We start from the raw sequence: 26,240 nt of genomic DNA, 5'->3' as shown, positions 1-26,240 counted from the left end.
GCGAAACTGTTCTGTGGGGGTGCATGATGAAGTTTTCCGAACCCGTGCGTGCCGCCGAGGGCCTGACCTCCTATGCCAGGGTCAGGCGCGTTCAGTGGGGGCCGCTGGTGCTCAGCATTGTCGAGGGCCTGCTCGGCCTGCTCGGCGTGGTGCTGCTGATCCTTGTTTTCCGCTATGGCTCGTTTGAAAAAGCAGGCCTGACCATCGACCAGGGCATCGACTGGCTTAAGATTCACGCGAGCGGTCACGCCGCCACATAGCCTGGTTGTATTCCCGGACCCTTGCGACAAAAGGACTTGATCTCGACGTTTATCGCCTTATAAGGCCGCAAGTCTTCTGTGAGGGATACGGGTCATGCTGGATCAACTGATTGAAAACAACCGCCACTGGGCGCACAAGAAGACCGAAATCGATCCCGAATTCTTCAAGCGTCTCGTCGCCCAGCAATCGCCGGAATATTTCTGGATCGGCTGCTCGGATTCGCGCGTGCCGGCCAATGAAATCGTCAATCTCGATCCGGGTGAGCTGTTCGTCCACCGAAATGTCGCCAATCTCGCCCCGTCGCAGGACGCCAACTATCTCAGCGTGTTGCAATATGCCGTCCAGGTGCTGAAGGTGAAGCATGTCATGGTGGTAGGTCATTATGGCTGCGGCGGCGTGCGCGCGGCCATCGAATCCCAGGGTGACAGCCTGATCGATCACTGGCTGTCGCCGATCCGCGAAGTGGCACACAGCCACCAGCACGAACTGGCTGAAATCCACGACGATACCGAGCACTTCGACCGTCTGTGCGAACTGAACGTCATCGCCCAGGTGCGCAATGTCGCCCTGACGCCGATCGTGCAGAACGCCTGGCGCTCGGGCCAGCCCCTGACCATCCATGGCTGGGTCTATTCGATCGCCAACGGACTGGTGACCGACCAGGGTGTGAGCGTCGCCAATTTCGACGATCGCCAGCGCGTTTTCGATATTTAATGAGATTGAAAAATTAATTTCCGGATCGATTCCCATAGCGGTGTTATTGTTGTAAAAGTCTGATTCAGGGGCGTAAACAGAAAAATTAATTCCCGATTAACCATGTTTTTTATAAAAAAAGCCTATGCGCCACATGGGTTTCTTATTTCCTGTAAAGACCTTCTTTAACATTTCCCCTCCACATTCGACCTTGTCCTTACGTGGTTAAGGATTCTGGTTAAGTTCGGGAACACAATGGCGGCCACTCTCGGTCTCGGTTCAGCGCAGTTTGGCGGTGATTACGGCATTTCGAACACGCGTGGGCGCGTGGGCGAGGATGAAGTGCGCCAGATTCTGCACCTGGCTGCCGATTGCAAGATCCTGAACCTCGACGTGTCGCACCATGATGGCGATGTCGAACGCATTGTCGGCCGCAACTGTCCCTTTCCCTCGCCCTTCAAGCCGCAAATCCGTACCCTTCGCCTTGAAAACGGTCTGGAATGGCTGGAATCGCGCCTGCGTCGCTCGGTCGATCACATGGGCCTGGCGCGTGCCCATGCCGCCCTGGTCGATCGCGCCGAAGACCTGATGGGGCCGGATGGCGATGCCTTGTGGGCGCGCCTCGAAAAACTCAAAAGCGAAGGCCTGATCAGCCGGATCGGCATCAGCGCCACCGCGGCCGACCAGCCCCTGCTGCTGGCGAAGCGCTTCAAGCCCGATCTCATGCAGGTGCCGGTCTCGATCCTCGATCAGCGCCTGGTGAAGAACGGCACAATCAGCAATCTGGCCGACCTCGGCATTGAGGTGCAGATACGCTCGGTCTTCCTGCAGGGGCTGCTGTTTCTGCCGCGGGAAAACCTGCCGGCGAACCTGATCCCGGTCGGGCCACACCTCTCGCGCGTCCGCCGCATGATGGCCGAAAGCGGTGCCGATCCGCTGCACGCAGCCTTAAGCTTCGCGCTCAATCTCGAAGGTGTCTCGACCGTGATCGTCGGTGTCGCCTCGGCGGCCGAACTGCGCGCCATCGTGGCCGCATCGGAACGCAAGGCGCCCAAGCTCAACTGGGACGCCATGGCGCTCACCGACGAGGTGGCGCTCGATCCTTCGCAATGGTTCGCTGATCTGGGCGAGCAGGCAACCCGGCGGCTTGTGCAGGTGGCGTGAAGGCCAGGGGTCGCGGACCCCTGGACCCCGGAACTATACAGTAGTTAAAGACCTGAACATGAAAAAATCCGGACCCTTGGGCCCGGATTTTTTCATGTTGATATCCTTATTCATTGTCGAGTATCGGGGTGCAGGGGACTGTGTCCCCTGCTCTTAAACCGCACGGAACCATCGCCATGCCCGAACTGCCCGAAGTTGAAACCGTCCGGCGCGGGCTGGAACCGCACCTGGCGGGGGCGAAGCTGAGCGCCGTGCGGCTGCACCGGTCGAACCTGCGCTATCCGTTTCCGGAGCGCTTTGCCGAACGGCTGGAAGGGGCGGTGGTGCTGCGGCTGGAGCGGCGAGCGAAATACCTGCTGTTCTATCTCGATACGCAGGACGTCTGGGTCACGCATCTGGGCATGACAGGCCGATTTCAGGTCAACGACAGTCCCGAAGACCTGGCGAACTATTATCACGCCGTAGCGCCCGATGAGAAGCACCTGCATTTCCAGTGCCTGGCCACCTTGCCCGATGGCAAGGTCAGCCGTATCGACTATTACGACCCACGCCGGTTCGGCTTCATGCTGTTGCTGAAGCCCGATGAACTTTACCAAAGCAAATGGTTCAAGGGGCTGGGCGTCGAGCCGCTCTCCGACGAACTGAATGCCGGCGTGCTTTTGAAGATGGCCGAGGGGCGCAATGTCAACCTGAAGGCGCTCCTGATGGCGCAGGGGCATGAAAAGCGGGGCGGGATCGCGGGCCTTGGTAATATCTATGTCTGCGAGGCGCTGTGGCGGGCCCGGCTTTCACCCGACCACAAGGCTTCCGCGCTCAGGCCGAAGGAAGCCGAGGCGCTGGTCGAGGCTATACGAACCGTATTGGAGGAAGCCGTGGCTTCCGGTGGCTCTTCGATCAGCGATTTCGCGGCGGCTTCGGGCGAACTGGGTTATTTCCAGCATCGTTTCTGCGTTTATGACCGCAAGGGGCAGCCTTGCCCGCGCCATGACGGCGGCTTGATCGAGCGCAAAGTCCATCAGGGACGGTCGAGTTTCTACTGTCCGGTCTGCCAGAAATAAGTCTTAACCACGGGTGTGAATAATTTTTATCTCCTAAGCCATAAAAGCGCACTTGCGTGCATTGACCCGGCGAAGGTCTTCGGTTATATCCCGCCCCCTTGAAATTCATGTCTTCGCCGTCCGGGCGGAGGCTTTTGACTATAATCTCGTCCTGTAAGGTGATGAATGGCCAATAATCCTGGCGCCCGCAAGGCGATCCGCAAGATCGCTGCCCGTACCGAAGTCAACAAGGCGCGTCGTTCGCGCGTTCGTACGTTCGTGCGCAAGTTTGAAGAAGCGCTGACCGGCGGCAACGCCGAAGCCGCCAAGGCCGCTTTCGTGGTCGCGCAATCCGAACTGATGCGCGCCGTCTCCAAGGGCGTGGTTCACAAGAACACCGGTTCGCGCAAGGTGTCGCGTCTGGCCGCCCAGCTGAAGAAGCTGGCCACCGCCTAATTATACCGGAAGAAGCGGCGCACCGTTTTGGTGTCGTCGCTTTTTTTGTGCCTGAAGGGAAGATGCGGCGCGCTTGGCGTCCATTCTTCCTGAATTCCTGAAAATAAAAGGCTTTGCACCCACGAACGCTGCGGCGGGCGAGGGATTTTTGTCGCCTGTAATCCGGTTTTTCGAGCGTCTCGTTTGACAACCGGCTACCGGCAAAAATAATTGCCAGGGACTATGTTTAATTTCTCGTTACGGGCGAACGGTTTATCAGAGTCAACAGAAATATCCGCTGCTGTTGATAAATTAGTTCATTGACCCGGCGGCGCAGGACGTTAATTTGTCCCTTCTCCGCTGAACTCTTCCTGATACGGAGGAATTGAGCGGTCACTCCGGCCAGCGGCCGGATACTCGGGCCAGGCTATTCACCATCGGGTTACCGCTGGGTGTTGCTGAGCTCAAAGGCTTGTAGAATCGGGCGTAGCGGCTTTTGGGCCGATGTGGCCGAAAGCCTTGACAAGACGGATTAGCCGACTTTTTCAGGCGGATGGGACAACAGGTCCGGATCACCTGAATTTGACTTTCTTCTACGCCCGCGCCGCGGTTTTTTATGGTGCTGGCGGTTGGAGGATTGTGGCTAAAGATGTCGCCAACCTCTTCTCGTAAAGGGGGAAAAATGAAGGCTGTGCGCGCGTGGCATCTTGTCATCTGTGCGGGCAGGTTTCGCGGCGATTATACGCCCTGTGGTGAGGGTGAGTGATCGTTGGGAACGGTGTGCGGAACTGCCGCGCGCCGGACAGGGCTGGTGCCAGCAATGGCGAGTATGCGTAAAGTGGTGTGGGTGAAGGCAAATGATCGGGGCGATAAAAGAATGCCAAGCATGACAAGCTGGTCGCCGATTTTACCTGAAACGGTATGGTCAAAAGTAGCGGCAGTCCTCCGGAAGGAACTGGGGGAGGGTCCTTTCAACTCTTACGTGGCGCCGTCGAACGTGCGCCCGGGGCCTTATGGCGATCCCGTGCTGGTGACGCCGACGGCCTATGCGCGGGACTGGATCTCGCGCAATGCCGCCCGCCGGGCGCAGGAGCTGTGGACGCAGCACGATCCGGATTCGCGTGTGCTCGAAATCAAGTCGCGCGTCGAATACGAGGATGAAGCGCGCGGCCAGGGCGGGGTTGAGGCGGTTGTGGCCGAGAGCCCGGCGCCGGTCGCCGTGGCGCCTGTGGTTATTGAGGCCGTCTCGCAGAACCGGATTACCGGCCTGCAGGAGCGCCTGACCTTCGAGTCGTTCGTGGCGGGCCGCGGCAATGAATTCGCTTTCCAGATGTCGCGTCAGGTGGCGAGCTGGGCGGATGGCCATTTCAATCCGGTGTTCTTCCACGGGCCTTATGGCTACGGCAAGACGCACCTCCTGAACGCCATCGGCTGGGAGGCGCAACAGCGCCGTCCGGACGCCAAGATCGTCTATCTGACGGCGGAAAAATTCACCTCCACCTTCGTCAAGGCGCTGATGGACAAGTCGACGGCCGCCTTCAAGGACGAGGTGCGCAGCGCCGATCTGCTGCTGGTCGATGACGTGCATTTCATCGGTGGCAAGACCTCCAGCCAGGAAGAGCTGTTCCATACGCTCACCTCGCTGATCGAAAACAATCGCCGTGTCGTTTTCACGGCCGATCGTCCGCCCTCGCAGCTGAGCGAGATCGAAGCGCGCCTGCGCTCGCACCTGTCCTCCGGGCTGGTCTGCGCGCTGGACGTGGCCGATCAGTCTCTGCGCATGGGCATTATCGAGCGCAAGCTCGAACAGTTGTCGCAACGTCTGGGTTCGGCTCAGAACCCGCGTTCCGATGTGTTACATTTTCTGGCCGAGCGTGTGCCGGGGTCGATCCGCGAGCTTGAAGGCGCGGTCAATACCCTGGTGGCGTCCGCTGGGCCGCGTCTTGGGAGTTTGACTTTGGAAGAAGCTATGGCGCTGTTGCAGCCGAATTTGAAGGTGGCCGTTGAGCGCCGCGTGACCGTCGATGAGATCCAGAAGCTGGTCTCCGATCACTTTGGCCTGAAGCAGGCCGATCTTCTGTCCGAGCGCCGCACGCGTTCCGTGGCGCGTCCGCGTCAGGTGGCCATGTGGCTGTGCAAGCAGCACACGACACGTTCCTATCCGGATATCGGTCGCCGCTTTGGCGGTCGCGACCACACGACCGTTCTGCACGCCGTGAAGAAGGTCGAGGAGCTGCTGCAGGCCGATGACCAGATCGCGCGTGATGTCGAGGCGCTGACGCGTAAACTCCGCAACGTTTAAGGGGTTTGGGGCCTGTGGCCCCATGCCTTTTATATTCTTCAACTGCCCCACCTTCAGGCGAGGACAGTTGAAGAATAAAGATGTGGGGTCGCAAGGACGCTCTTGGCCCCACACCCCTTAAGTTTGTTCGGGATTTCCACGGACAAACCGTTTGAATTTCGTAAATTTTGTTCTAATGTCCGCCTCCCGGCCCGTATCCTGAGAGCCGGACAACAGAGCTGGTAGGATAAGAGATGCAATTTACCATCGAACGTGGCGCGCTGCTGAAGGCCCTGGGCCACGTCCAGAATGTTGTCGAACGCCGCAACACCATCCCCATCCTGTCCAACGTCCTGCTGTCCGCCGAACGCGGTCAGGTGTCCTTCTCGGCCACCGACCTCGATATGGAAATCGTCGATGCCGCGGATGCCGTCGTTTCGGTCCCCGGCCAGATCACAGCTCCGGCCCATACCCTCTATGAAATCGTTCGCAAGCTGCCGGATGGCGCCGATGTCGAACTGAAGTTCGCTGCCGGCGACGATCCCCGTCTGTCGGTTTCCGCCGGCCGTTCGCGCTTCGCCCTGCCGGTCCTGCCGGCCGGCGACTTCCCGATCATGTCGACTGACCATGACGGCGTTACCTACCAGATCCTGCGCGACGACCTGAAGCGCCTGATCGACAAGACCCGTTTCGCCGTCTCGACCGAGGAAACCCGCTATTATCTGAACGGTCTGTTCCTCCACACCCTGACCGAAGACGGTTCCAACTATCTGCGCGCCGTGGCCACCGATGGCCACCGCCTGGCTCTCGCTGAAATGCCGGCGCCTGAAGGCTCCGCCGGCGGTCCGGGCGTCATCGTGCCGCGCAAGACCATCGACCAGGCCCGCCGCCTGCTGGATGACGGCAGCGGCTATGTGGAACTGACCGTTTCGCCGGCCAAGATCCGCTTCCAGTTCGGTAATGCGTCCCTGACCTCCAAGATCATCGACGGCTCATTCCCGGATTATGGCCGCGTCATCCCCAAGGGCAATGACAAGGTGATGACGGTCTCTGCCGGCATCCTCTCCAAGGCCGTCGATCGCGTGTCGACCATCTCGGCGGAAAAGTCGCGCTCGGTGAAGATGACCATCGAAACCGGCCGCCTGACGCTTTCGGTCCGAAATATCGAAGCCGGCCAGGCGGTTGAAGAGGCCGAGATCGATTACGATAACGAGACGCTCGATATCGGGTTCAACGCCCGCTACATCATGGATGTTATGGGACAGATCGGCGGCGATACCGTGGAGCTGCGCTTCTCGGACGCCTCCTCGCCGACCCTGGTGCTCGACCCGGTCGATAACGGCGTGCAATACGTTCTGATGCCGCTGCGGGTCTAAGCGGAGCCCGTGACTCCCGATAAACATGCGCTTCAGCACCTCTCATTGACCGATTTTCGGTCCTATGAGCGGCTGGACTTTGCCGTGGGTGGCCGGAGCGTCTATCTCTATGGGCCCAATGGCGCCGGCAAGACCAATCTGCTGGAGGCGATCAGCGTGCTCAACCCCGGCAAGGGGTTGCGGGGCGCGGCTTTCAGCGATCTGGGCCGACGTCTGCCCGCCGAAGACAGGGGGCGCCCCTGGGCCGTGGCGGCGAAATTCCATGAAGGCGAAGACGAGGTTCATCTGGGTACGGGGTCCGATCCGCGCGATCCCAACAAGCGTATTGTACGCCTCGATGGCGAAACGGTGCCGGCGTCGCGCCTGCTGGAGCATCTGCGCCAGATCTGGCTGACCCCGGCGCAGGACCGCCTGTTTATCGAGGCGCGGTCCGAACGGCTGCGTTTCTTCGATCGTCTGGTCTATGCCGCCGATCATGGCCATGCGCAGACGGTCAGTGCTTATGAAAAGGCCCTGCGGGAACGTCTGAAGCTGCTGACAGAGGCCTATGCCGCCGACCGCGCGCCGGATGAGGCCTGGCTGGCCCTGCTGGAACATAAACTGGCCGAGACGGGCGCGCGGATGATGGCGGCGCGGCGGTCGGCTCTGGAAGCTTTGCAGGCCGAAATTGAGAGCCACCAGGGCGCCTTCCCGAAAGCTGATCTCGATTTTACCGGCGAGATTGCCGAGGCCGATCTGATCGATGGGTACAGACGCGCCCGCGGGCGCGATGGCGCTGCCGGCCGGTCGCTTTTCGGGCCCCATCGCATGGATCTGACGGTCGTTCACCGCGAGAAAAACCGGCCGGCCGCCGATTGTTCGACCGGCGAGCAGAAGGCGCTTTTGCTCAACATCATCCTGGGGCAGGGAGCGCGTCTGGCATCTCCGAATGGCGGTATGCCATTCGGCAAGGGCAACCGCCCGTCCGAGCCTTCGCGAGGAGCCATGCGGCGCTTGAGCTCACAGGGTGAATCCCTTTCCAAACCTGTCCTTTTGCTGGATGAGGTGGCGGCCCATCTCGACCCCCTGCGACGCCACGCATTGTTTGACGAGACCCATGCTTTGGGGCTACAAACGGTCTTTACGGGCACTGATTTGGGCCTGTTCGACGGCCTGAAAAATCGCGCCTTGGGTGTGCGCGTGGAGGCCGGGCAATTCGTTGATTTTGTTGATTAAATAAAGGCTCTTCATGTCCGATACCCCCGATCAGAACCCCGAAGGCCTCGATGCTAACGGGCAGTCCGAATACGGCGCTGATTCGATCAAGGTTCTGAAAGGGCTCGATGCCGTGCGCAAACGCCCCGGCATGTATATCGGCGATACCGATGACGGCTCCGGCCTGCACCACATGGTCTACGAAGTGGTCGATAACGCCATCGATGAAGTGCTGGCCGGTCACGCCACCAAGGTTCAGGTCATTCTTAATCCGGACGGCTCCTGCACGGTCACCGACGATGGCCGCGGCATTCCGGTCGATATTCACGAAGGCGAAGGCGTTTCCGCCGCCGAAGTGATCATGACCGAGCTGCACGCCGGCGGCAAGTTCGACCAGAATTCCTACAAGGTTTCCGGCGGCCTGCACGGCGTCGGTGTCTCGGTGGTCAACGCCCTGTCCGACTGGCTCGATCTGGTCATCTATCGCCAGGGCAAGAAGCATTCGGTGCGCTTCGAGCGCGGCGACACCGTCAAGTCGCTGGAAGTGATCGGCGATGCGCCCAAGCGCGAAAATGGTGAGGACTATACCGGTTCGGAAGTAACCTTCTTCCCCTCCATCACCACCTTCGCCTTCATCGATTTCGATCGCAAGACGCTGGAACACCGCCTGCGCGAACTGGCCTTCCTCAATTCCGGCGTCTCGATCCGTTTCGCCGACATGCGCGAAGCCGAGCCTTACGAAGTCACCCTGCACTACGACGGCGGTATCGTCGAATTCGTCAAGCACCTCGACAAGTCCAAGACTTCGATCCTCAAGGCGCCGGTCGATGTGCGCGGCGTGCGTGACAAGGTGGAGCTGGATCTCGCCCTGCAATGGAACGACAGCTATCACGAGACGATGCTGTGCTTCACCAACAACATTCCGCAACGTGACGGCGGCACCCACCTGGCGGCCTTCCGCGGCGCCCTGACACGCGTCATGACGCAGTACATGGAATCTTCCGGCGCGGCCAAGAAGGAAAAGGTTTCGGTCACCGGCGAAGACGCCCGCGAAGGCCTGACCTGCGTGCTGTCGGTCAAGGTGCCCGATCCGAAGTTCTCGTCGCAGACCAAGGACAAGCTGGTCTCCTCCGAAGTGCGTCCGGCCGTCGAAGGCCTGGTCTATGACAAGCTGTCGCAATGGTTCGAGGAAAATCCCGCGGAAGCCAAGGCGATCGTTTCCAAGATTGTCGAAGCCGCCTCGGCCCGTGAAGCCGCCCGCAAGGCGCGCGACCTGACCCGCCGCAAATCAGCGCTCGATATCTCCAGCCTGCCCGGTAAGCTGGCCGACTGTCAGGAACGCGATCCGGCCAAGTCCGAAATCTTCATCGTCGAGGGTGATTCCGCCGGCGGCTCCGCCAAGCAGGCTCGCAATCGCGAAAACCAGGCCATCCTGCCCCTGCGCGGCAAGGTGCTGAATGTCGAGCGCGCCCGTTTCGACAAGATGCTTTCTTCCGAACAGATCGGCACGCTGATCGTGGCGCTGGGCGCCGGTATTGGCCGTGACGATTTCAATATCGAGAAGCTGCGCTACCACAAGATCATCATCATGACCGATGCTGACGTCGACGGCGCGCACATCCGTACCCTGCTGCTGACCTTCTTCTATCGCCAGATGCCGGAAATTATCGAACGCGGCTATCTCTATATCGCCCAGCCGCCGCTCTACAAGGTGGCCAAGGGCAAGTCCTCGCGCTACGTCAAGGACGATAGCGAACTGGATACCTTCCTGATCGAGGAAGGCGTCAACGATGCCGTGCTGAGCCTGCCGACCGGCGAGCGCATCATCGGCAATGATCTGGAAGCGCAGATCCGTGCCGCCAAGACCTTCAAGGGATCGGTCGATCGCCTCGCGTCGCGTGCGCCGGCCTTTGCGCTGGAACAGGCGGCGCTGGGCGGCCTGTTCAGTGGTCATCCGGATCTTGACCGCGTGGCCAAGGCCCTGACCCGCCTCAATCAGGATGGCGATGGCCCGTGGAAGGTCGAAGCCGGCGAACTCGGTGGTTATGTGTTTGAGCGCGTCCGCCGGGGTGTCACCGAAAAGATCGTGCTTGATGAGGCCCTGATGCACAGCCAGGACGCGCGCCGTCTGGGCGAACGCGCCGAGGGGCTGGGCGATATCTATAAGGCGGTCTCGATCTATACCCGCAAGGACAAGTCGACCGATATCCGCGGCCCGCTCGATCTGGTGTCGGCGGTGCTCGATGCCGGGCGCAAGGGCATGACCATCCAGCGCTATAAGGGCCTGGGCGAGATGAATGCCGAGCAGCTGTGGGAAACCACGCTTGATAAGGACGCCCGCACCCTGCTGCAGGTCAAGGTCAATCACGCCGACGAGGCCGATGAGATGTTCTCGAAGCTGATGGGCGATCTGGTTGAGCCGCGCCGCGAGTTCATCCAGGACAACGCTCTGGATGCGGAAGTGGACGCCTAGCGGGAGCGCGTGCCTGCTCCCTTAAGATTGAAGAAAAGAACGACCCATGATAATTATTATCATGGGTCGTTTTCTTATGGAGCCATCCTATGCCGAGCAGCTATGCCCTGGGGGCGCATTTTGAAGCCCTGATGGACGATTTGATCCGGTCGGGTCGTTACAATTCCAAGAGCGAAATCCTGCGCGACGGCCTGCGCGTGATCGAGGAGCGGGAGTCACGGCTCAAGGCGGATCTAGACAGCCTGCGCGCGGCGCTCAGGGAAGGTCTGGAAGGGCCGGATTTGACCGCAGATGAGGTGTTTGCGCCTTTGCAGCAAAAATATCAGGATATGATCGACAAGGAAAATGCGCGGTGAGAGTCGTTTTCTCGTCGGCATTCAGTAAAGACCTCAATGAAATCTCTGATTATATAGCGCTGGATAGTCCGAAGCGGGCGTTCAGTTTCACGGAAGACATCCGTCAGCGCTGTCTGTCGCTCGGCGATATGCCTGAAAGTGGCGCAGCCAGACCGGAACTGGGGCCGAACATGCGTTCGGTTCCTTTTGGTCGCTATGTCATTTTCTATATTATCTATCCGGATCGACTGCGTATTGTGCGCATTCTTCACGGCGCCCGAAATCTGAAGACCGTGTTTGGCGGAGAGGGGTTATGAGCATGGCCGACGAAGCGCCGCAATCAAAAGGCTTTAGTCTGTCTTCCCGCCTGAAAAGCGTCGGCTATGCCTTGCGCGGCCTGAATTTCATGCTGAGAACCCAGCATAATGCCTGGCTGCATCTGGCGGCGACGGTCGTGGTGATCCTGGTGGCCTCGTTTCTTCAGGTTCGCCTGGAAGACTGGCGCTGGCTGATCGTGGCCATGGTCATGGTCTGGGTGGCGGAGGCCTTCAATACGGCAGTCGAATATGTCTGCGATGTCGTCTCGCCCGGCTATTCGGAAGAGGTGAAGCGCGCCAAGGATATCGCTGCCGGGGCTGTTCTGGTCTGCGCCTTCGGGGCGGCAGTGATCGGTTTCCTGACGCTGTGGCCCTATGTCGAACTGATGCTCGACCGCCTGCACGGACCGGTATCCCTGTAAATCTTGCCCGTTGATACGATCCGTACTATTGTCACCGAAAATAGTACGGATCGTATTAATGTCGACTGCCGTCACCACATTGGGCTATGCTCTTCTGGGCCTGATCCGCGCCGAACCGCGTAGTGGCTATGCCTTGCGCATGGTGTTCGAAACGACGCCGATGGGCAGCTATTCCAGCAGTCCCGGCAGCATCTATCCGGCGCTGAAAAGCCTGGAGAGGCAAGGGTTGATCATGTCCGAAGCCATGGGTGCCCGCCGGAAAATCCTGACCATCACGCCCGCCGGTGAACAGGTTTTCGATGTCTGGCTGCGTATGCTCGTGACCGTGGAGGAACTGTCACGCTCCACCGGTGATGCCCTGCTGCGCTTCGCCTTCCTGCATGACTATCCGGAGCGGCAGGTTACGCTCGATTTCCTGACCTCCTTTGAAAGCGCCGCCATGGCGCAGGTTTCCGGTCTCAAACGGTTTCTGGCGGGCGATGGCGCGGACATGCCCTTACAGGCGCGCCTGGCGGTCCTGCATAGTTTCAAGACAATAGAGGCCTCGGCGCATTGGGCGTCCGAGGCCCGAAAAGCGCTTATAAAAGGGGAGATGTTATGAAGAAGACGGCCATTCTTGTAGCGAAGTTCGCCGGCGTATGGCTGGCCCTGATCATCGGGCAGATAGCGGGCGGCCTTGTGGGGCAGATGGTAACGCCGGGCGTTGTACAGGCGTTTAAACCGGATGGCCCCTTCGATCTGATGACGGCGATGGTCCTGTCCTCAGCCCTGTATGCCTTGATCCTGTCGGCCATGACGGCAAGGATGCGCTGGACCTTCCAAGGACGTGCGCTGACCGTGTTCATACTTCTGTATGTACTGGAAAGCGGGCTTTCCGAGATCGAGGCGCTTTATTTCAACAGCTACCTGCATATGTCGAACAGCCTTCTGACGCAGATGGCGATCGGCAATCTGGTCAAGTCGGCGATAGTCGCTGTGGTTTGCGCCTGGCTATGGCGTGGAGAGGCGCAACCGGCGGAACCATTGAGCGGACTGGCCTGGAAGATACCCGTGATTATTTCGCTCTATGTCGTTTTCTACTTCGGCGCCGGCGCGCTGATCGCCTGGCAAAGCGCCGATGTCCGTGCCTATTACGCACAAGGCTTCCATATAGATCAGGGGCAGCTGGCCCTATTGCAGGTCGGGCGTGGGCTGATCTGGGCGCTGCTGGCTTGGCTGAGCGTGACCAGCCTGACCGGGGGCGTATGGCGCCGGGCGCTTCTGACGGGCGCGGCCTTCTCCCTGCTTATGGCCTTGCCGCTGCTTTATCCCAATCCATTGATGCCCTGGGCGGTCCGGCATGTGCATCTGATTGAAGTGGGCGTGTCGAACTTCCTGTTTGGGATACTGGCCAGTCTGATTTTGCTCAGCGGAAGAAAACTGCGCTGATCAGAGCTTCGCCTCTATTCGAATGTCGCCCTTGAAAAGCTGCTTGAGCTTGCCGGCATCCTTCAGGCCGACAATCGGCATCTTGTTATCGTACAGCTCTTCCTCGATGATGCCGAGCGCCTCGCACTGGTCCAGCACATGGGTCAGCAGACCGGCATCATAATCGCGGGCAATGCCGAAGGTCTGCAGGCGCGTGGTATAGTCGGGCTTTTCCGCCTTGCCCAGCACATGCTCGATCAGCTTCTTGCGGCCGCGTGGCCCGTTCAGCCGGTAAAGGGCCGACATCAGCATCTGGGCGGGTTCGGTGACATCGACGGTCCGGTTTCGGTTCAGGCAGTTGTCGCACGAGCGGCAGGCCTCGCCGGGGTCTTCGCCAAAATACTGCCGGACCGCTTGTTTGCGGCAGTCATGACCGAGCACCATCTGGAAGAAGGTCCGCGCCTTTTCCTTCTGCACGCTCTGGTCTGCAGCGCCCTCATTCTCACGCAGGCCCAAACGTCGCAAGGCCCAGCCAAGGTCGCCGGGATTATGGAAACAGATGCCGGCGGCGGGCAGGCCGTCGCGTCCGGCGCGGCCGACTTCCTGCCAGTAGGCCTCGGTGGAAGAGGGTGGATCGGCATGGATGACGAAGCGCACGTCGGTCTTGTTGATGCCCATGCCGAAAGCGATGGTGGCCACCATGATCTTCGACTTGCCGGCCATGAAGGCCTTCAGCCGGTCTTCTCGCACCTGCGCTGAAAGGCCCGCATGGTAGGCGGTGGCTGAAAAACCTTCCTTGGTCAGGTTTTGCGCCAGCTTTTCGGTGCCATCGCGCGAGCCGCAGTAGATGATGCCGGCGGAACCCTTCTGGCGGCGCAGGATATCGACGATCGATTTCAGCACGGCGCCCTTGCGGCGGACAAAGCGCAGCGAAAGATTGGGGCGATCGAAGCCGGCGACGACCTCTATGGCGTCGTCGATATGCAGGGCGGCCTTGATATCACCGCGCGTATGGGCATCGGCCGTAGCGGTCAGGGCCAGGGTCGGCACATCGGGCAACAGAGCCTTTAACTGGCCGAGCGCGCGGTATTCCGGGCGGAAATCATGGCCCCACTGACTGATGCAGTGGGCTTCGTCGATGGCCATGATCGAGGGGCGCAGCTTGACCAGACGGTCGAGCACGAAGGGCGACAGGGCTTCCGGCGACAGGTAGAGGAGGTCGAGATTGCCGTCGCGGGCATCGTCCCACAGGCGGCTGCGCTCATCGAGCGACTGGCTGGAATCGAGCCGTTCGGCGCGAACGCCGCGCGCCTTCAGCGCCATGACCTGGTCGCTCATCAGGGCGATCAGCGGCGAGATGACGACGCCGATGCGGCCCCTGAGCAGGGCGGGAATCTGGTAACACAGGCTCTTGCCGCCACCGGTCGGCAGCACGGCCAGGGTGTCATGGCCGGAAAGGATCGAGGCGATGACCTCGGCCTGTTTGCCGCGAAAGGCCTCATAGCCGAATACGGTGCGCAGGATATCCTCGGCGCGGGCCATATCACTGGCGGGGCGGTTCAGGGTGTCGGCGGAGGCGGGCATGGCTTAAGCGATAGGGTGTTTCGTGCCGGGGACCAAGGACAAAGAGGCGCGGCGAGGTATAATTGCGCTTGACCGGCAAGGCATGGCCTGGCTAAGACGGTTTCAAGGTAATGGATTTCTGCCTGGCCTGTTGAGCCGAACCGCTCCCCCGATGAGCTGATGATTCCTACTCGGTTGCCATTTTGCAAGGAGTAGACTCATGCGCGTTTTCCAAACCCTCTCCGCCTTTTTGACAGAACGCCTGCGCCATGGCCTGATCGTGTTGCGCTGGCTGGCCATACTGGCGCCCATGGCAGCGGCGGTCGGTTCGGCCTGCGCTCTGTTCCTGTGGGCGCTCGATGCCGCCACCGCCCTGCGCTTCCAGTATCCCTGGTTGCTCTACCTGCTGCCGGTGGCTGGTTTCGCCATCGGCCTTGTCTATCTGTGGAAGGGAGGGCCGGCGGAAGGCGGCAATAATCTGATCGTCGACCAGATTCATGAGCCCGGCGGCGGGGTGCCCTTCCGCATGGCGCCGCTGATCCTGGCCTCGACCGTGTTGACCCATCTCTTCGGCGGTTCGGCCGGGCGCGAGGGCACGGCGGTGCAGATGGGCGGCAGCCTGGCCAGTGCCTTCGGTCGCCTCTGGAAACTCGGCGATGACGAGATACGCATTATCCTGATGGCGGGGATCGCCGCCGGTTTCGGTGCGGTCTTCGGCACGCCCATTGCCGGGGCGGTCTTCGCCATGGAGGTGCTGGCGATCGGACGAATGCAGTATCTGGCCCTGGTGCCCTGCCTGGGCGCAGCGGTGCTGGCCGATTGGGTCTGTCAGGCCTGGGGCATTCATCATACGGTTTATCATGTGGCGGCGGGCGTTCAGCTGGTCGATCCCCTGCTGCTGGGCAAGGTGATCGTGGCCGGGATTGCTTTCGGTCTGACGGCACTGGCTTTTTCAGAAGCCAACCATACCTTGGGCGCCTGGATCAAGGCACGCGTGCCCTATGCGCCCCTGCGTCCCTTTATCGGCGGTCTGGCGGTGATCGCCCTCGTCTATATCTGCGGCACGCGCGATTATCTCGGCCTGGGGGTCTGGTCGCCCCATCCCGGCGATATCACCCTGCCGGGTCTGTTCGGGCCGGATATCCACTCGTGGAGCTGGGCGCTGAAGATGCTGTTCACCATCGTCACCTTGAGCTGCGGCTTCAAGGGCGGGGAGGTGACGCCGCTGTTCTTTATCGGCGCAGCGCTCGGCAATGCGCTGAGCGCTGTGCTGGGCGTGCCGGTCGATCTGTTGGCGGCCGTGGGCTTCGTGGCGGTCTTCGCCGGCGCCGCCAATACACCGCTCGCCTGCACCCTGATGGGGATCGAGCTTTTTGGCGCAAGCCATGGCGTCTATATCGCCGCCGGCTGCTTTGTCGCCTATCTGTGCAGCGGCCATTCCGGCATCTATCTGTCACAACGCATTGCGGTCCCGAAGGTTGCCGGAACGCTTCTTGCGGATCGCAGCCTGCGGGCCGCTCGCCAGAAGGCGAAGGAAGAGCGCTGACAAACTTAGCACCAGGGCGCTTCGCACCTTAGTTTGGCCCAACTGTGTGTGTTATAGAGCCTTGCGGCGTCGGGGGATGCGCGGGTTAACCAATCTTCACGCGACAGTCTCCCTGAATTTGCTATAAGACGCTTTGAGACCGCAGCGGGCGATGCGGAACCGGTTCATGAGTGAGGATTGAATGGCTAACGCAAGGGGCCCCGGCGAAGATGCGGGGACGGGGAAAAGATCAGGGCGCCGCTCGCCCCTGCAGACATTGTTTTACTGGCTGACCATCGCGGTCATCTGGGTGGCCATCTTCGGTGTGGCCTTCATCGGTTTCATGGCGATCGACCTGCCGGATATTTCGTCGCTCGATCATCCGGACAAACAGCCCTCCATCACCTATCTCGACCGCTCCGGCGCGCTGATCGCCGTGCGCGGCGGTAGCCAGGCCTCGGCGCCGGTCAAGATCGAGGAACTGCCTGACTATGTGCCCCTGGCCTTCGTGGCCATCGAGGACCGCCGTTTCTTTACCCATCCGGGCTTCGATCCGCTGGGGATCAGCCGCGCGCTCCTGAGCAACCTGACCAAGCGCAAGGGCGCCAATCTGGCCGGTGGTTCGACCATCACCCAGCAGTTGGCCCGCAACCTGTTCCTCAGCGCCAACCAGAACATGAAGCGCAAGGTGCAGGAGCTGATGATCGCGGTGTGGCTGGAGCACAAGTACACCAAGAAGCAGATACTCGAGATGTATCTCAACCGCGTCTATTTCGGTGCGGGCGCCTATGGCATCGAGGCCGCTTCGCAGCGCTATTTCAACAAGGACGCCAAGGAGCTGACCATCGGCGAATCCGCCATGCTGGCCGGCCTGATGAAGGCGCCGAACTCCTATTCGCCGCTGTCCGACCAGGAACGCGCCGGCCGCCGCGCCATGGTCGTGCTCAATGAGATGGTGCAGTCCAAGGTCATCACCGCCGAACAGCGTGATGAAGCCATTGCCAAGCCGATCAGCGTTTCCAAGACCCTGGCCTCGGCCCATGCGCAATATTTCGTCGACTGGCTGGACAAGGATATCCGCTCGCTGATCGATCCCAAGAATACCGAGGATCTGATCGTCGAAACCACGCTCGACCTGCCGATCCAGACCGATGCCGAACGCGCGGTCCAGACCATCATGGCGCGTGATGCCAAGAAGGGGCCGCAACAGGCCGCGGTCGTTTCGGTCGATGGCGAAGGCCGTATCCGGGCCATGATCGGCGGGGTTTCCTATGCCGACTCGCAGTTCAACCGGGCCACTGACGCCCATCGCCAGACAGGCTCGTCGTTCAAGCCATTCGTCTACCTGACGGCCATGGAAAAGGGCTATCAGCCAACCACGCCGGTGGTGGATGAGCCCTACAGCATCGGCAACTGGTCGCCGGAAAACTATACCAAGAAGTATCTCGGCCTGATCGACCTGCAAACGGCGCTGGCGCAATCCATCAACACGGTGGCGGCGCGACTGGCCAATGATGTCGGCCGCGATAATGTCGCCGCCACGGCGCACCGCATGGGGCTGACGGCGAAGATCAATACCGATCCGGCCATGGCGCTCGGCACCTCCGAGGCCACGCCGCTGGAAATGGCTCAGGCCTATATTCCCTTCTCTAACGGTGGCTATCGCGCCACGGTGCACGGCGTCATCCGTATCCGTACGGCTTCGGGCAAGGTGATGTACCAGTATCGCGATCCGGGCGAGGACGGCGGCCGCGTGCGCGTCGTCAATAATCCGGCCCTCAGCAACATGACTCTGATGATGCGCGGTGTCATGGCGCATGGTTCCGGTACAGGCGCCGCGGTTCCGGGTTATGACCTCGCGGGCAAGACCGGCACCACCAGCGATTATCGCGATGCCTGGTTCGATGGCTTCACCGGTGGTTTCGTCACCGTGGTCTGGGTCGGCCGCGACGACAACACGCCGATGAAGGGCAAGGTGACCGGCGCCGGCACGCCTTCGGGTATCTGGAAGATGTACATGTCCTCTGCCTTGAAGCGCATCCAGGCCAGCCCCATTCCGGAAGGCCCACCCGCTTCAGGCGAACTGACGCCTGTGGCTGAGGATGCTCTGCGCGACCTGTTGGGCACACAGGCCGACGCCGTGGCGGCCTCGCAGGCGGCCAATGATAACGGTCAGGCGCAGGAACAGCCACCGATCGTCACCATGCAGCCGATCCCCAATCCGGAGGAAAAGAAGAAGGACAGTTCGCTGGACGATCTCTTCTCGGAAGCGCAGAAAAAGAACCAGTGAGGCCACGGGCCTCAACCAGAAGTCCTGAAGCCCCGGTCTTGCGCCGGGGCTTCTTGTTTAACTGCTGTATTTAAACAGCGTATTGCCTTCGGTCTTGAGCCATTTGCGCGCGGGCTTGTAATCGCCGAACATCGCCGTCACCTCGTTCCAGAAGCGGTCCGAATGATCAGGATGGCGTAGGTGGGCGCATTCGTGGGCTACGAGATATTCCAGCACCTTCGGCGGCGCCAGTATGACGCGCCAGCTATAGCGGATCGTCTTGCGCGACGGCGTGCAGGAACCCCAGCGGCCGCGGGCGTCGAACAGCGAAATCTTCACGCCGGAAACGTTCAGCATCGCCGCGTAACGGTCGGTTTCGGTTTGGAGCGCCTTTAAAGCTTGCTGACGCAGATAGCGTTCGATGCGGCGGGCGAACAGTTTTTCATCGCCGCTGGTGACCAGTTGCCACGATCCGTCTTCGGACTGGAGGGGACGCGCGGTAATGACGCCGGCCTTTTCCGCCAGGGTGACGGCGTGGCCCTTGATATGGATGGTCATGCCGGGCGCAAAGGGCTGAGGCGCGCCCTGATCGCGGCGATGCTGGAGAATCCAGTCGTGGCGGCTGCGGGCGAAATCGACGGCATCGGGCAGGCTGCGCGGACGCGGCGCCGTGACCACGGCCTCGCCGGTCCGGGCGTCTATGCGCAGGCTGATGCGCCGGGCGCGGGCATTGACCTTCAGGCGTAATTTATATTCGCCGCAGTCGAGCACGTCGCCGGCGGCGTAGGCGTTCGCCGGACGCTGGAGCGCCTTAAGCGAGGCTATCATTGGCGGCGATAAAGTCCCGGATGCGCGGATAGATCTCGTCACGGAAACGGCGGCCATTGAAGACGCCGTAGTGGCCGGCGCCTTTCTGAACGTACAGTTCCTTCTTGTCTTCCGGGATATTGGGGCACATGGCGTGCGCCGCCTGGGTCTGGCCAACGCCGGAAATATCGTCCTTCTCGCCTTCCACCGTCATCAGGGCGATATCGGTGATGGCCGAGGTCAGGACCGGGCGCCCCTTATAGGTCAGTTCCCCCTTGGGCAGGGCGAACTTCTGGAACACCAGGTCGATGGTCTGGAGATAAAACTCTTCAGTCAGGTCGAGCACCGACAGATATTCATCGTAGAATTCCAGGTGCTTGTGTTCGGCGTCACCGTCGTTCTCGACCAGCGAATGGAAATAGTCCCAGTGCGCGTCGGCGTGGCGTTCCTCGTTCATGCTCATGAAGCTGTAGAGCTGTACGAAGCCGGGATAGACGCGGCGGCCGAGACCCGGATAGGGCGGCGGCACCGTGTGGATCATGTTCGACTTGAACCAGGTGAAGGGCTTTTCCTGCGCCAGATCGTTGGTCACGGTCGGGTTGAAGCGGGCATCGATCGGCGAGCCCATGAAGGTCATCGAGGCCGGACGGCAGGGGTCATTGTCCTCGGCCATCAGGCAGGCCGTGGCCAGCACCGGCGGGCCCGGCTGGCAGACGGCGACCACATGGGCGCGACTGCCGATAGCGGTCAGCATCTGGCGGATGTGATCCATGAAGGAATAGAAATCGAAGCGGCCTTCCAGTACCGGCACCTGGCGGGCATTGACCCAGTCGGTGATATAGACATCGTGATCGAGCAGGAATTCCTGCACCGTGCCGCGCAGCAGGGTGGCGTAGTGGCCGGAGAGCGGCGCCACGATCAGCACGGCCGGCGCCGGCTTGCGGATATGGGCGCGGCGCAGGTCGGTGGTATCGCGCTGGAAGCGCAGCAGGCGGCACCAGGGGCTGGACCAGTCCTCGATGATCTGAACGCGCACGTCGACGTCATTGATCTTTACGGTATTGATGCCCCACTCGGGCTTGCCGTAACGCTTGGTGACGTTTGAAAACAGTTCCGCCGAGGCATAGAGCGTGCGGCCAATGGCGGTGTCCGAGGCCGGATTGAGCTTCGATCCCCAGAAGTCGCGCGTCATCTGCGCCATGGCCCGCAGCGGGGCAGCGGAATAGTAGGCGTACTCGTGCAACGAATAAAGCATGGAGGTCATGTGTACTCTGGTTACCGTTAGCGGTAACTTACAATAGCAAACATGTCCTGCCAATTCATTACGACGCCCGAAAACATAAGTTTACCAGGGCAGGGTCACGGACCCTGCACCCTTAAGATTTGTCGCGGTGCATGTAAAAGTTTAAGTATTTGCCTTCATTGAGTCTTTGATCTGGTCGGCGCTTTGCTGAGGGGTGATGTCGCTCATCAGCGGGGAGTCGAACTGGCCCTTCGGGTTCATCAAAAAGATCACGGCTGTGTGATTATAGGTGTAATTATCGCCGTCGCCGCTCTTGATCGCCGTCACGCGATAGGCTTTTTCGACGGCCTTGACCTCATCCGGCGTACCGGTCAGGCCGATCACGCCAGGTGGAAATCCGCCGCTGGCCAGGTAGGCCTTCATATTGGCCGGTGAATCGCGTTCCGGATCGACGGTGATGAAGACGATCTGGAGTTTGTCAGCATCCTTTCCCAATGCGGCCTTCGTGCGCGCCAGGGATTGCAGGGTCAGCGGGCAAACATCCGGGCAATAGGTATAGCCGAAGAAAACCGCTGTCCATTTGCCGTTGAGGATCGACTGGTCGACTTTTCTGCCGTCCTGATCAGTCAACGCGAAGGGGCCGCCGATGGTTACCGACGGATCGACCTGCGACGCATACTGCGACCTTGCGCCATTTGCACCGCCTTTCAGGCTGTTGTACCAGTTATAGCCGGCCAGGCCGATCAGCAGGGCAAAGGCGGCGGCGATGATCGCCAGTCGGAATTTCGTCATAAGGCAGCAGGACTTTCACGCCGGAATGTTTGTCAGCAAGACCCTAAACCATATCTCCGCCTTTTTAAACGGCCCCGATGTCGCAGCGCCGATCAGTGGCGGCGAACAGGATCATTTGCGCCTGCGCACCCTGATCATGCTGCGCTGGCTGGCGATCCTGGGCCAGAGCGCCATGATCCTGCTGATCGCCTATGGTTTCACTTACCAGATCCGCCTGTGGCTGGCCTTGGGGATCATCATGGGCAGCGCCTGGCTCAATATCATTCTTAGCCTCGGTCGTCGCCATCAGCGCGTGGCAGGCTGGGAAGCCGCGCTTCAGCTGAGCTTCGACGCCGTGCAACTGGGCCTGCTGTTGGGGGTGACCGGCGGGCTGAATAATCCGTTCTGCCTGCTGCTGATCGCGCCACCGACCGTGGCAGCCGCCAACCTGCCGACCCGTCACGGGCTGATCGTGGTCGTGGTGTCCATGGCGGCCGCTATCGCCCTGGCCTTCTGGTCGCTCGATCTGCCGTGGAAAGCCGGGGAAGTGTTTGTTCTGCCGCAGATGTACCGACTGGGTTTTCTGGCGGCCATCCTCGTCGGGATTGCCTTTACCGCCGGCTATGCCTGGCAGGCGGCACTGGAAGCGACGCGCATGGCCCAGGCCCTGGCCGCCACCCAGGCCGTGCTGGAAAAGGAAACCCGGCTGTCGGCGCTGGGCGGCCTGGCGGCGGCGGCGGCGCACGAACTCGGCACGCCGCTCGGCACCATTCAGGTGGTGGCGCGCGAAATGCTGCACGGCCTGAAGCCGGACAACCCGCTTTATGAGGATGCCGAATTGCTGGTGTCGCAGAGCCAGCGCTGCCGCGATATCCTCAAGGCGCTCTCCGCCCGTCCCGAAACGCGCGATGCCGTTTATGATCAGGTGCCGCTGAAGGTCTTTCTCTCCAGCGCCGCCGAGCCCTATCAGAGCGCGCGGGTGGCCATTCATATCGAGATCGAAGCGCGCGGCATCGACGATGCCGATAATCGCATCCTGATCCACCGGCGGCCGGAATGGCTGCACGCTTTCTCGGCCTTTATCGAAAACGCCGTCGATTTCGCCCGCTCGGAGGTGCGCATCGCCGCGGAAGTGACGCGCGGCTATGTGGCGCTGACGATTTCGGACGACGGACCCGGATTTGCACCGGACATATTGTCGCGGCTGGGTGAGCCCTATATCTCCTCGCGCTACGATGCCGAAGAGGGCGTCAAGGCGGGCAAAACGCTTGGCGAACAAAGCCATTCCGGCATGGGGCTGGGCTTTTTTATCGCCAAGACCCTGCTCGAACATACCGGCGCCAATGTCACTTTCGGCAACCGCGAGATCGGCGGTGCCTATGTGCGGGCCTTGTGGCAGCGCAACCAAATCGATATCCTGTCACCGGATATTTAAAGGTATACCGTTATGGACGCCGATCCCCACGAAGTTCTGAAAACCGCGATTGCCGCGCTGGCTGACAAGACCCTGCTGCTGATGGATGACGATGCGCCGTTCCGTACCCGTCTGGCGCGGGCCCTGGAGGCGCGCGGCTTTACGGTGGTGGTGGCCGAGGGCGTGCACCAGGCGATGGAGATCATCGACGCCAATCCGCCGGCCTTCGCGGTGATGGACATGCGGCTGGAGGATGGCAATGGTCTGCAGGCCGTCGAGGCTTTGCACCGCAAGCGGCCAGAGGCGCGAGCCATCATGCTGACCGGCTACGGCAATATCGCCACGGCGGTGGCGGCGGTGAAGTCGGGCGCCATAGATTATCTGTCGAAACCGGCCGATGCCGACGATGTGGTCAAGGCCCTGCTGGCGGTCGAGGATCACGCCCCGCCGCCGCCGGAAAACCCGATGTCGGCCGATCGGGTGCGCTGGGAACATATCCAGCGGGTCTATGCCCTGTGCGGCCAGAATGTCTCGGAAACCGCTCGCCGCCTGAACATGCACCGGCGCACCTTGCAGCGCATCCTGGCCAAGCGGGCGCCCAAGTAGGTTTTAACCACGGATGGGCACAGCGCGTTTTCCCGTGGTTAAACCTTAAACCTACTCATCCGCGATGATGATGGCCGGGTTTTCCGGCAGGGGGAAATCGAACAGGCCGAAATCGAGCGCCTTTTGCGGGCGTGCCGCCGTGAGCGGGCTTTGCGACAGGGCCATGATCTCTTCCGGCGTCAAATCGCGGCCATTGGCGCGCTTGCGCAGGTGGCGGGCCTGGCCGATCGGCGGGATGCCGGCGGCCTTCGCCTGCGCCACGGTCATGATTTTCCAGTAGCTTAAAGAAAGTTGCCAGACCGACGCCGATGCCTCACGCTGTTTCGGCCAGCGTTCTCCTTCGGCAAAGACGGGCTGCATCGGCTTTTTGCCGCGTTTCGGATCGCGGATACGGCAGACCAATACGCAAAACCGGTCAGTGGCGTCCGGCATGAAGAGGCGGCCCTTGCGGTCGTCTTCAATCAGCCCGGCATAGGCTTCAAGGGCATCTTCGCGGGTCTCATAAACCGGTCCCACGGTCTCGGTAACGAAGGCGACGCGCGCCTTGGCCGCCAGTTCCGCCTCTTTTTCGCGCACGGCCCGCAAGGTTTCGCCCGCCCTCAGGCGGCTGAGGGCGTCATGGGCGCTGGCGGCGATGGGGTAGGCGATAAGCGACATGGGTGTTCACGATTTGATCCGGAGGCAAGATAGACCCTAATACCCCTTTGTGGCAAATTTTTCGTGTACGGCTTGCCTGTTTTGCTTTTATTTGGTATTTGCCAAAATAACAAAATAGGTTTTGCTATGTCCGAAGTTTATAAAGCCCTGGCCGATCCAACCCGCCGGCATATTCTGGAGATGCTGCGGCAATCGGAAATGAGCGCCGGCCAGATCGCCGATCGGGTGCAGGTTTCCAAGCCGACCCTCTCTGGCCACCTCAATGTACTGAAGGCCGCGGAACTAGTCGATGTGACGCGCCAGGGCACGACCCTGATCTATCGGCTGAACACCTCCGTGCTCGAAGAGGCCATTTTCGCGCTGATGAATGCGTTCCGGATCGGGCTGGCGGCGCCGGCGGATATCAAGGGAGGAATTTCCAATGCTGAAAACTGAAAAATTACTGGGTCTTGCCTTGCTGCTGATCATGGCGGGCTTCGCCATTTGGGGGCACTTCAATCTGGTGAATACGCCCCTGGCCGTTCATTTCGGAGCGAATGGTCAGGCGGATGGCTATCAGTCACGGGACGTGGCCCTGATGATATTCCCCGGCATCAGCCTGGTGGCGATGGTATTGATGCTGTGGATCCTGCCGCCGCTCGCCCCTGCCGTCAAACGCTCCGAAGCGGTGTATGGCATTGTCGCGATGAGTCTGTTTGCCTTGATGACCGCCCTGCAGATCATGATGGTCCTCTCCGCGGCGGGTCTGGTCATGGACCGCATCCGGATTATCTTCTCCGGTGTCGGGCTGCTGTTCGTCATTCTCGGCAATTACATGCCCAAGATGCGTAAGAACTGGCTGATGGGCATTCGCACGCCGTGGACTCTTTCGGACGAACGTGTGTGGGACAAGACCCATCGTTTCGCCGGTCCCTTGTTTATGCTGGGCGGCGCGATAACCGTGGCGGGCGCGCTGTTCGCACCGGTTGACTGGCGGTCGCCGATCCTGATTGCGGCCATACTGACCGTCTGCTTTGTCAGCTACGCCTATTCATACCTGGTGGCGAAAGGCATCCGCTGAACCGTCAATGGGTCTTTTTCGCCCGGCCGCGCGCGAACATCTGTAGCGCCTCGATAAAGCCGGCAAAGGCCATGGCGGCGTAGATATAGCCCTTCTCAACATGGACGCCGAAGCCTTCGGCGATCAGGACGGTGCCGATCATCAGCAGGAAGCCCAGGGCCAGCATGACGATGGACGGGTGACGGTTGATAAAGGCCGAGATCGGGCCGGAGGCCACGAACATCAGCAGGACGGCGATGAGAACGGCGATGATCATGATCGGCAGGTGGTCGGTCATACCGACGGCGGTCAGGATCGAATCGATAGAGAAGACAAGATCGAGCATCAGGATCTGGGCGATGGCCGCCGCGAATCCGAGCGACTTGCCCTGCGGCTTTTTGTCACCGTCTTCAGCCTTGTGTTCGGTCGAGTGATTGATCTCGCTGGTGGCCTTGTAGACCAGGAACAGGCCGCCACCGAGCAGGATGATATCGCGCCACGAAAAGCCGTGGCCGAACAGCCAGATCACCGGGTCCTTCATGCCGGCCAGATGCGACAGTGTGAAGAGCAGGGCGATCCGCATCAGCAGCGCGCCGGACAGGCCGACGGCGCGGGCCCGGGCGCGCATGGATTCGGGCAGCTTGTTGGTCAGGATGGAGATGAAGATCAGGTTGTCGATGCCCAGCACCACTTCCATGACGACGAGGGTCAGAAGGGCTGCCCAGGCGGCAGGATCGGTCGCGAGGGCGGTCAGGTCGGCCATGATGTCTTGTCTCTTGTTCGGATGGCAGTGTTATTATCTATTATAAATAAAAGAATTAGTCCGAATCTCAAGGCGCAGGCCCTTACAAATCGGTGCGTCGCGTAACTTTGATCTCATAAGTGGACTTAAGCTCAAGAATCTAGGCCTGTTCGGTTGCGATGGCAAAAACCCTATGCTAAGGAGCCCGC

26 protein-coding genes and 1 riboswitch are annotated in these 26,240 nt (G+C 60.7%); of the genes, 20 read left to right on the top strand and 6 right to left on the bottom strand.

Annotation, left to right across the window (positions count from 1 at the left end):
- Positions 1-26 precede the first annotated feature (26 nt).
- From QM647_RS04165 to QM647_RS04100, 14 genes are all read left to right on the top strand, one after another.
- Positions 27-260, top strand: a complete 234-nt coding sequence (locus QM647_RS04165) for a hypothetical protein (protein ID WP_414994211.1) — start codon at positions 27-29, stop codon at positions 258-260.
- A 94-nt stretch (positions 261-354) separates the two neighbouring features.
- A complete protein-coding gene (locus QM647_RS04160; RefSeq protein WP_414994210.1) occupies positions 355-975 on the top strand; it encodes a carbonic anhydrase in 621 nt (206 codons plus the stop codon).
- 234 nt (positions 976-1,209) lie between these two features.
- Positions 1,210-2,118 carry an aldo/keto reductase gene (locus tag QM647_RS04155; RefSeq protein ID WP_414994209.1) on the top strand — a complete coding sequence of 303 codons (909 nt, stop codon included), beginning with the start codon at positions 1,210-1,212 and terminating at the stop codon, positions 2,116-2,118.
- A 176-nt stretch (positions 2,119-2,294) separates the two neighbouring features.
- Complete coding sequence (mutM, locus tag QM647_RS04150) at positions 2,295-3,176, top strand: bifunctional DNA-formamidopyrimidine glycosylase/DNA-(apurinic or apyrimidinic site) lyase (protein ID WP_414994208.1); 882 nt, start codon at positions 2,295-2,297, stop codon at positions 3,174-3,176.
- A 165-nt stretch (positions 3,177-3,341) separates the two neighbouring features.
- Entirely contained in the window at positions 3,342-3,611 is a 270-nt protein-coding gene (rpsT, locus tag QM647_RS04145; protein WP_414994207.1) for a 30S ribosomal protein S20, read from the top strand.
- Positions 3,612-4,476: 865 nt separating this feature from the next.
- The gene (dnaA, locus tag QM647_RS04140; RefSeq protein ID WP_414994206.1) at positions 4,477-5,892 is read left to right on the top strand and encodes a chromosomal replication initiator protein DnaA; all 1,416 of its coding nucleotides are present in this window, start codon (positions 4,477-4,479) and stop codon (positions 5,890-5,892) included.
- 233 nt (positions 5,893-6,125) lie between these two features.
- The gene (dnaN, locus tag QM647_RS04135; protein ID WP_414994205.1) at positions 6,126-7,247 is read left to right on the top strand and encodes a DNA polymerase III subunit beta; all 1,122 of its coding nucleotides are present in this window, start codon (positions 6,126-6,128) and stop codon (positions 7,245-7,247) included.
- Between the two features lie 9 nt (positions 7,248-7,256).
- Positions 7,257-8,462: a DNA replication/repair protein RecF gene (locus QM647_RS04130; protein ID WP_414994204.1), complete on the top strand. Its 1,206-nt coding sequence runs from the start codon at positions 7,257-7,259 to the stop codon at positions 8,460-8,462.
- A 13-nt stretch (positions 8,463-8,475) separates the two neighbouring features.
- The gene (gene gyrB / locus QM647_RS04125; protein WP_414994203.1) at positions 8,476-10,914 is read left to right on the top strand and encodes a DNA topoisomerase (ATP-hydrolyzing) subunit B; all 2,439 of its coding nucleotides are present in this window, start codon (positions 8,476-8,478) and stop codon (positions 10,912-10,914) included.
- 89 nt (positions 10,915-11,003) lie between these two features.
- On the top strand, positions 11,004-11,270 hold the full coding sequence (locus QM647_RS04120; RefSeq protein ID WP_414994202.1) for a type II toxin-antitoxin system ParD family antitoxin: 267 nt from the start codon (positions 11,004-11,006) through the stop codon (positions 11,268-11,270).
- On the top strand, positions 11,267-11,566 hold the full coding sequence (locus tag QM647_RS04115; RefSeq protein WP_414994201.1) for a type II toxin-antitoxin system RelE/ParE family toxin: 300 nt from the start codon (positions 11,267-11,269) through the stop codon (positions 11,564-11,566). The genes QM647_RS04120 and QM647_RS04115 overlap by 4 nt, the downstream gene beginning before the upstream one ends.
- Positions 11,563-11,988, top strand: a complete 426-nt coding sequence (locus QM647_RS04110; RefSeq protein ID WP_414994200.1) for a diacylglycerol kinase family protein — start codon at positions 11,563-11,565, stop codon at positions 11,986-11,988. Before QM647_RS04115 ends, QM647_RS04110 begins: the two co-directional genes overlap by 4 nt.
- A 58-nt stretch (positions 11,989-12,046) precedes the next feature.
- Positions 12,047-12,589: a PadR family transcriptional regulator gene (locus QM647_RS04105; RefSeq protein ID WP_414994199.1), complete on the top strand. Its 543-nt coding sequence runs from the start codon at positions 12,047-12,049 to the stop codon at positions 12,587-12,589.
- Entirely contained in the window at positions 12,586-13,416 is an 831-nt protein-coding gene (locus QM647_RS04100) for a hypothetical protein (RefSeq protein WP_414994198.1), read from the top strand. Before QM647_RS04105 ends, QM647_RS04100 begins: the two co-directional genes overlap by 4 nt.
- On the opposite strand, the gene QM647_RS04095 is transcribed toward QM647_RS04100, so the two are convergent.
- The gene (locus tag QM647_RS04095; RefSeq protein WP_414994197.1) at positions 13,417-14,979 is read right to left on the bottom strand and encodes a RecQ family ATP-dependent DNA helicase; all 1,563 of its coding nucleotides are present in this window, start codon (positions 14,977-14,979) and stop codon (positions 13,417-13,419) included.
- 97 nt (positions 14,980-15,076) lie between these two features.
- A riboswitch (Fluoride riboswitch) is annotated at positions 15,077-15,155 on the top strand.
- A 23-nt stretch (positions 15,156-15,178) separates the two neighbouring features.
- Between QM647_RS04095 and QM647_RS04090 the strand changes: the two genes are divergently transcribed.
- Positions 15,179-16,504, top strand: a complete 1,326-nt coding sequence (locus tag QM647_RS04090) for a voltage-gated chloride channel family protein (RefSeq protein ID WP_414994196.1) — start codon at positions 15,179-15,181, stop codon at positions 16,502-16,504.
- Between the two features lie 181 nt (positions 16,505-16,685).
- Positions 16,686-18,773: a transglycosylase domain-containing protein gene (locus QM647_RS04085; RefSeq protein WP_414994195.1), complete on the top strand. Its 2,088-nt coding sequence runs from the start codon at positions 16,686-16,688 to the stop codon at positions 18,771-18,773.
- Between the two features lie 57 nt (positions 18,774-18,830).
- Here QM647_RS04085 and QM647_RS04080 read toward each other — a convergent pair whose 3' ends face one another.
- The 3 genes from QM647_RS04080 to QM647_RS04070 form a co-directional block, all read right to left on the bottom strand.
- Positions 18,831-19,580 carry a M48 family metallopeptidase gene (locus QM647_RS04080; protein WP_414994194.1) on the bottom strand — a complete coding sequence of 250 codons (750 nt, stop codon included), beginning with the start codon at positions 19,578-19,580 and terminating at the stop codon, positions 18,831-18,833.
- Complete coding sequence (locus QM647_RS04075) at positions 19,564-20,814, bottom strand: polyhydroxyalkanoate depolymerase (protein WP_414994563.1); 1,251 nt, start codon at positions 20,812-20,814, stop codon at positions 19,564-19,566. Before QM647_RS04075 ends, QM647_RS04080 begins: the two co-directional genes overlap by 17 nt.
- A gap of 150 nt (positions 20,815-20,964) precedes the next feature.
- On the bottom strand, positions 20,965-21,594 hold the full coding sequence (locus tag QM647_RS04070; protein ID WP_414994193.1) for an SCO family protein: 630 nt from the start codon (positions 21,592-21,594) through the stop codon (positions 20,965-20,967).
- Here QM647_RS04070 and QM647_RS04065 point away from each other — a divergent pair.
- Entirely contained in the window at positions 21,569-23,008 is a 1,440-nt protein-coding gene (locus tag QM647_RS04065) for an ActS/PrrB/RegB family redox-sensitive histidine kinase (RefSeq protein ID WP_414994192.1), read from the top strand. The two genes, QM647_RS04070 and QM647_RS04065, sit on opposite strands and share 26 nt — an antisense overlap.
- Before the next feature lie 12 nt (positions 23,009-23,020).
- Complete coding sequence (locus QM647_RS04060) at positions 23,021-23,593, top strand: ActR/PrrA/RegA family redox response regulator transcription factor (protein WP_414994191.1); 573 nt, start codon at positions 23,021-23,023, stop codon at positions 23,591-23,593.
- A 51-nt stretch (positions 23,594-23,644) separates the two neighbouring features.
- On the opposite strand, the gene QM647_RS04055 is transcribed toward QM647_RS04060, so the two are convergent.
- A complete protein-coding gene (locus QM647_RS04055; RefSeq protein ID WP_414994190.1) occupies positions 23,645-24,250 on the bottom strand; it encodes a hypothetical protein in 606 nt (201 codons plus the stop codon).
- 126 nt (positions 24,251-24,376) lie between these two features.
- On the opposite strand from QM647_RS04055, the gene QM647_RS04050 reads away from it, so the two are divergent.
- Together QM647_RS04050 and QM647_RS04045 are read left to right on the top strand one after the other, a co-directional pair.
- Complete coding sequence (locus tag QM647_RS04050; RefSeq protein ID WP_414994189.1) at positions 24,377-24,685, top strand: autorepressor SdpR family transcription factor; 309 nt, start codon at positions 24,377-24,379, stop codon at positions 24,683-24,685.
- Complete coding sequence (locus QM647_RS04045; protein WP_414994188.1) at positions 24,672-25,310, top strand: SdpI family protein; 639 nt, start codon at positions 24,672-24,674, stop codon at positions 25,308-25,310. The genes QM647_RS04050 and QM647_RS04045 overlap by 14 nt, the downstream gene beginning before the upstream one ends.
- A 4-nt stretch (positions 25,311-25,314) precedes the next feature.
- Here the strand turns inward: QM647_RS04045 and QM647_RS04040 are convergent, their stop codons facing one another.
- Positions 25,315-26,052, bottom strand: a complete 738-nt coding sequence (locus QM647_RS04040) for a TerC family protein (protein WP_414994187.1) — start codon at positions 26,050-26,052, stop codon at positions 25,315-25,317.
- Positions 26,053-26,240: the final 188 nt, after the last annotated feature.

Origin of the sequence: Asticcacaulis sp., assembly GCF_047605585.1 — a bacterium.
Lineage (GTDB): Bacteria > Pseudomonadota > Alphaproteobacteria > Caulobacterales > Caulobacteraceae > Asticcacaulis.
The sequence above is the reverse complement of the archived record's forward strand: the minus strand, read 5'-3'. Positions and strand labels throughout refer to the sequence as shown.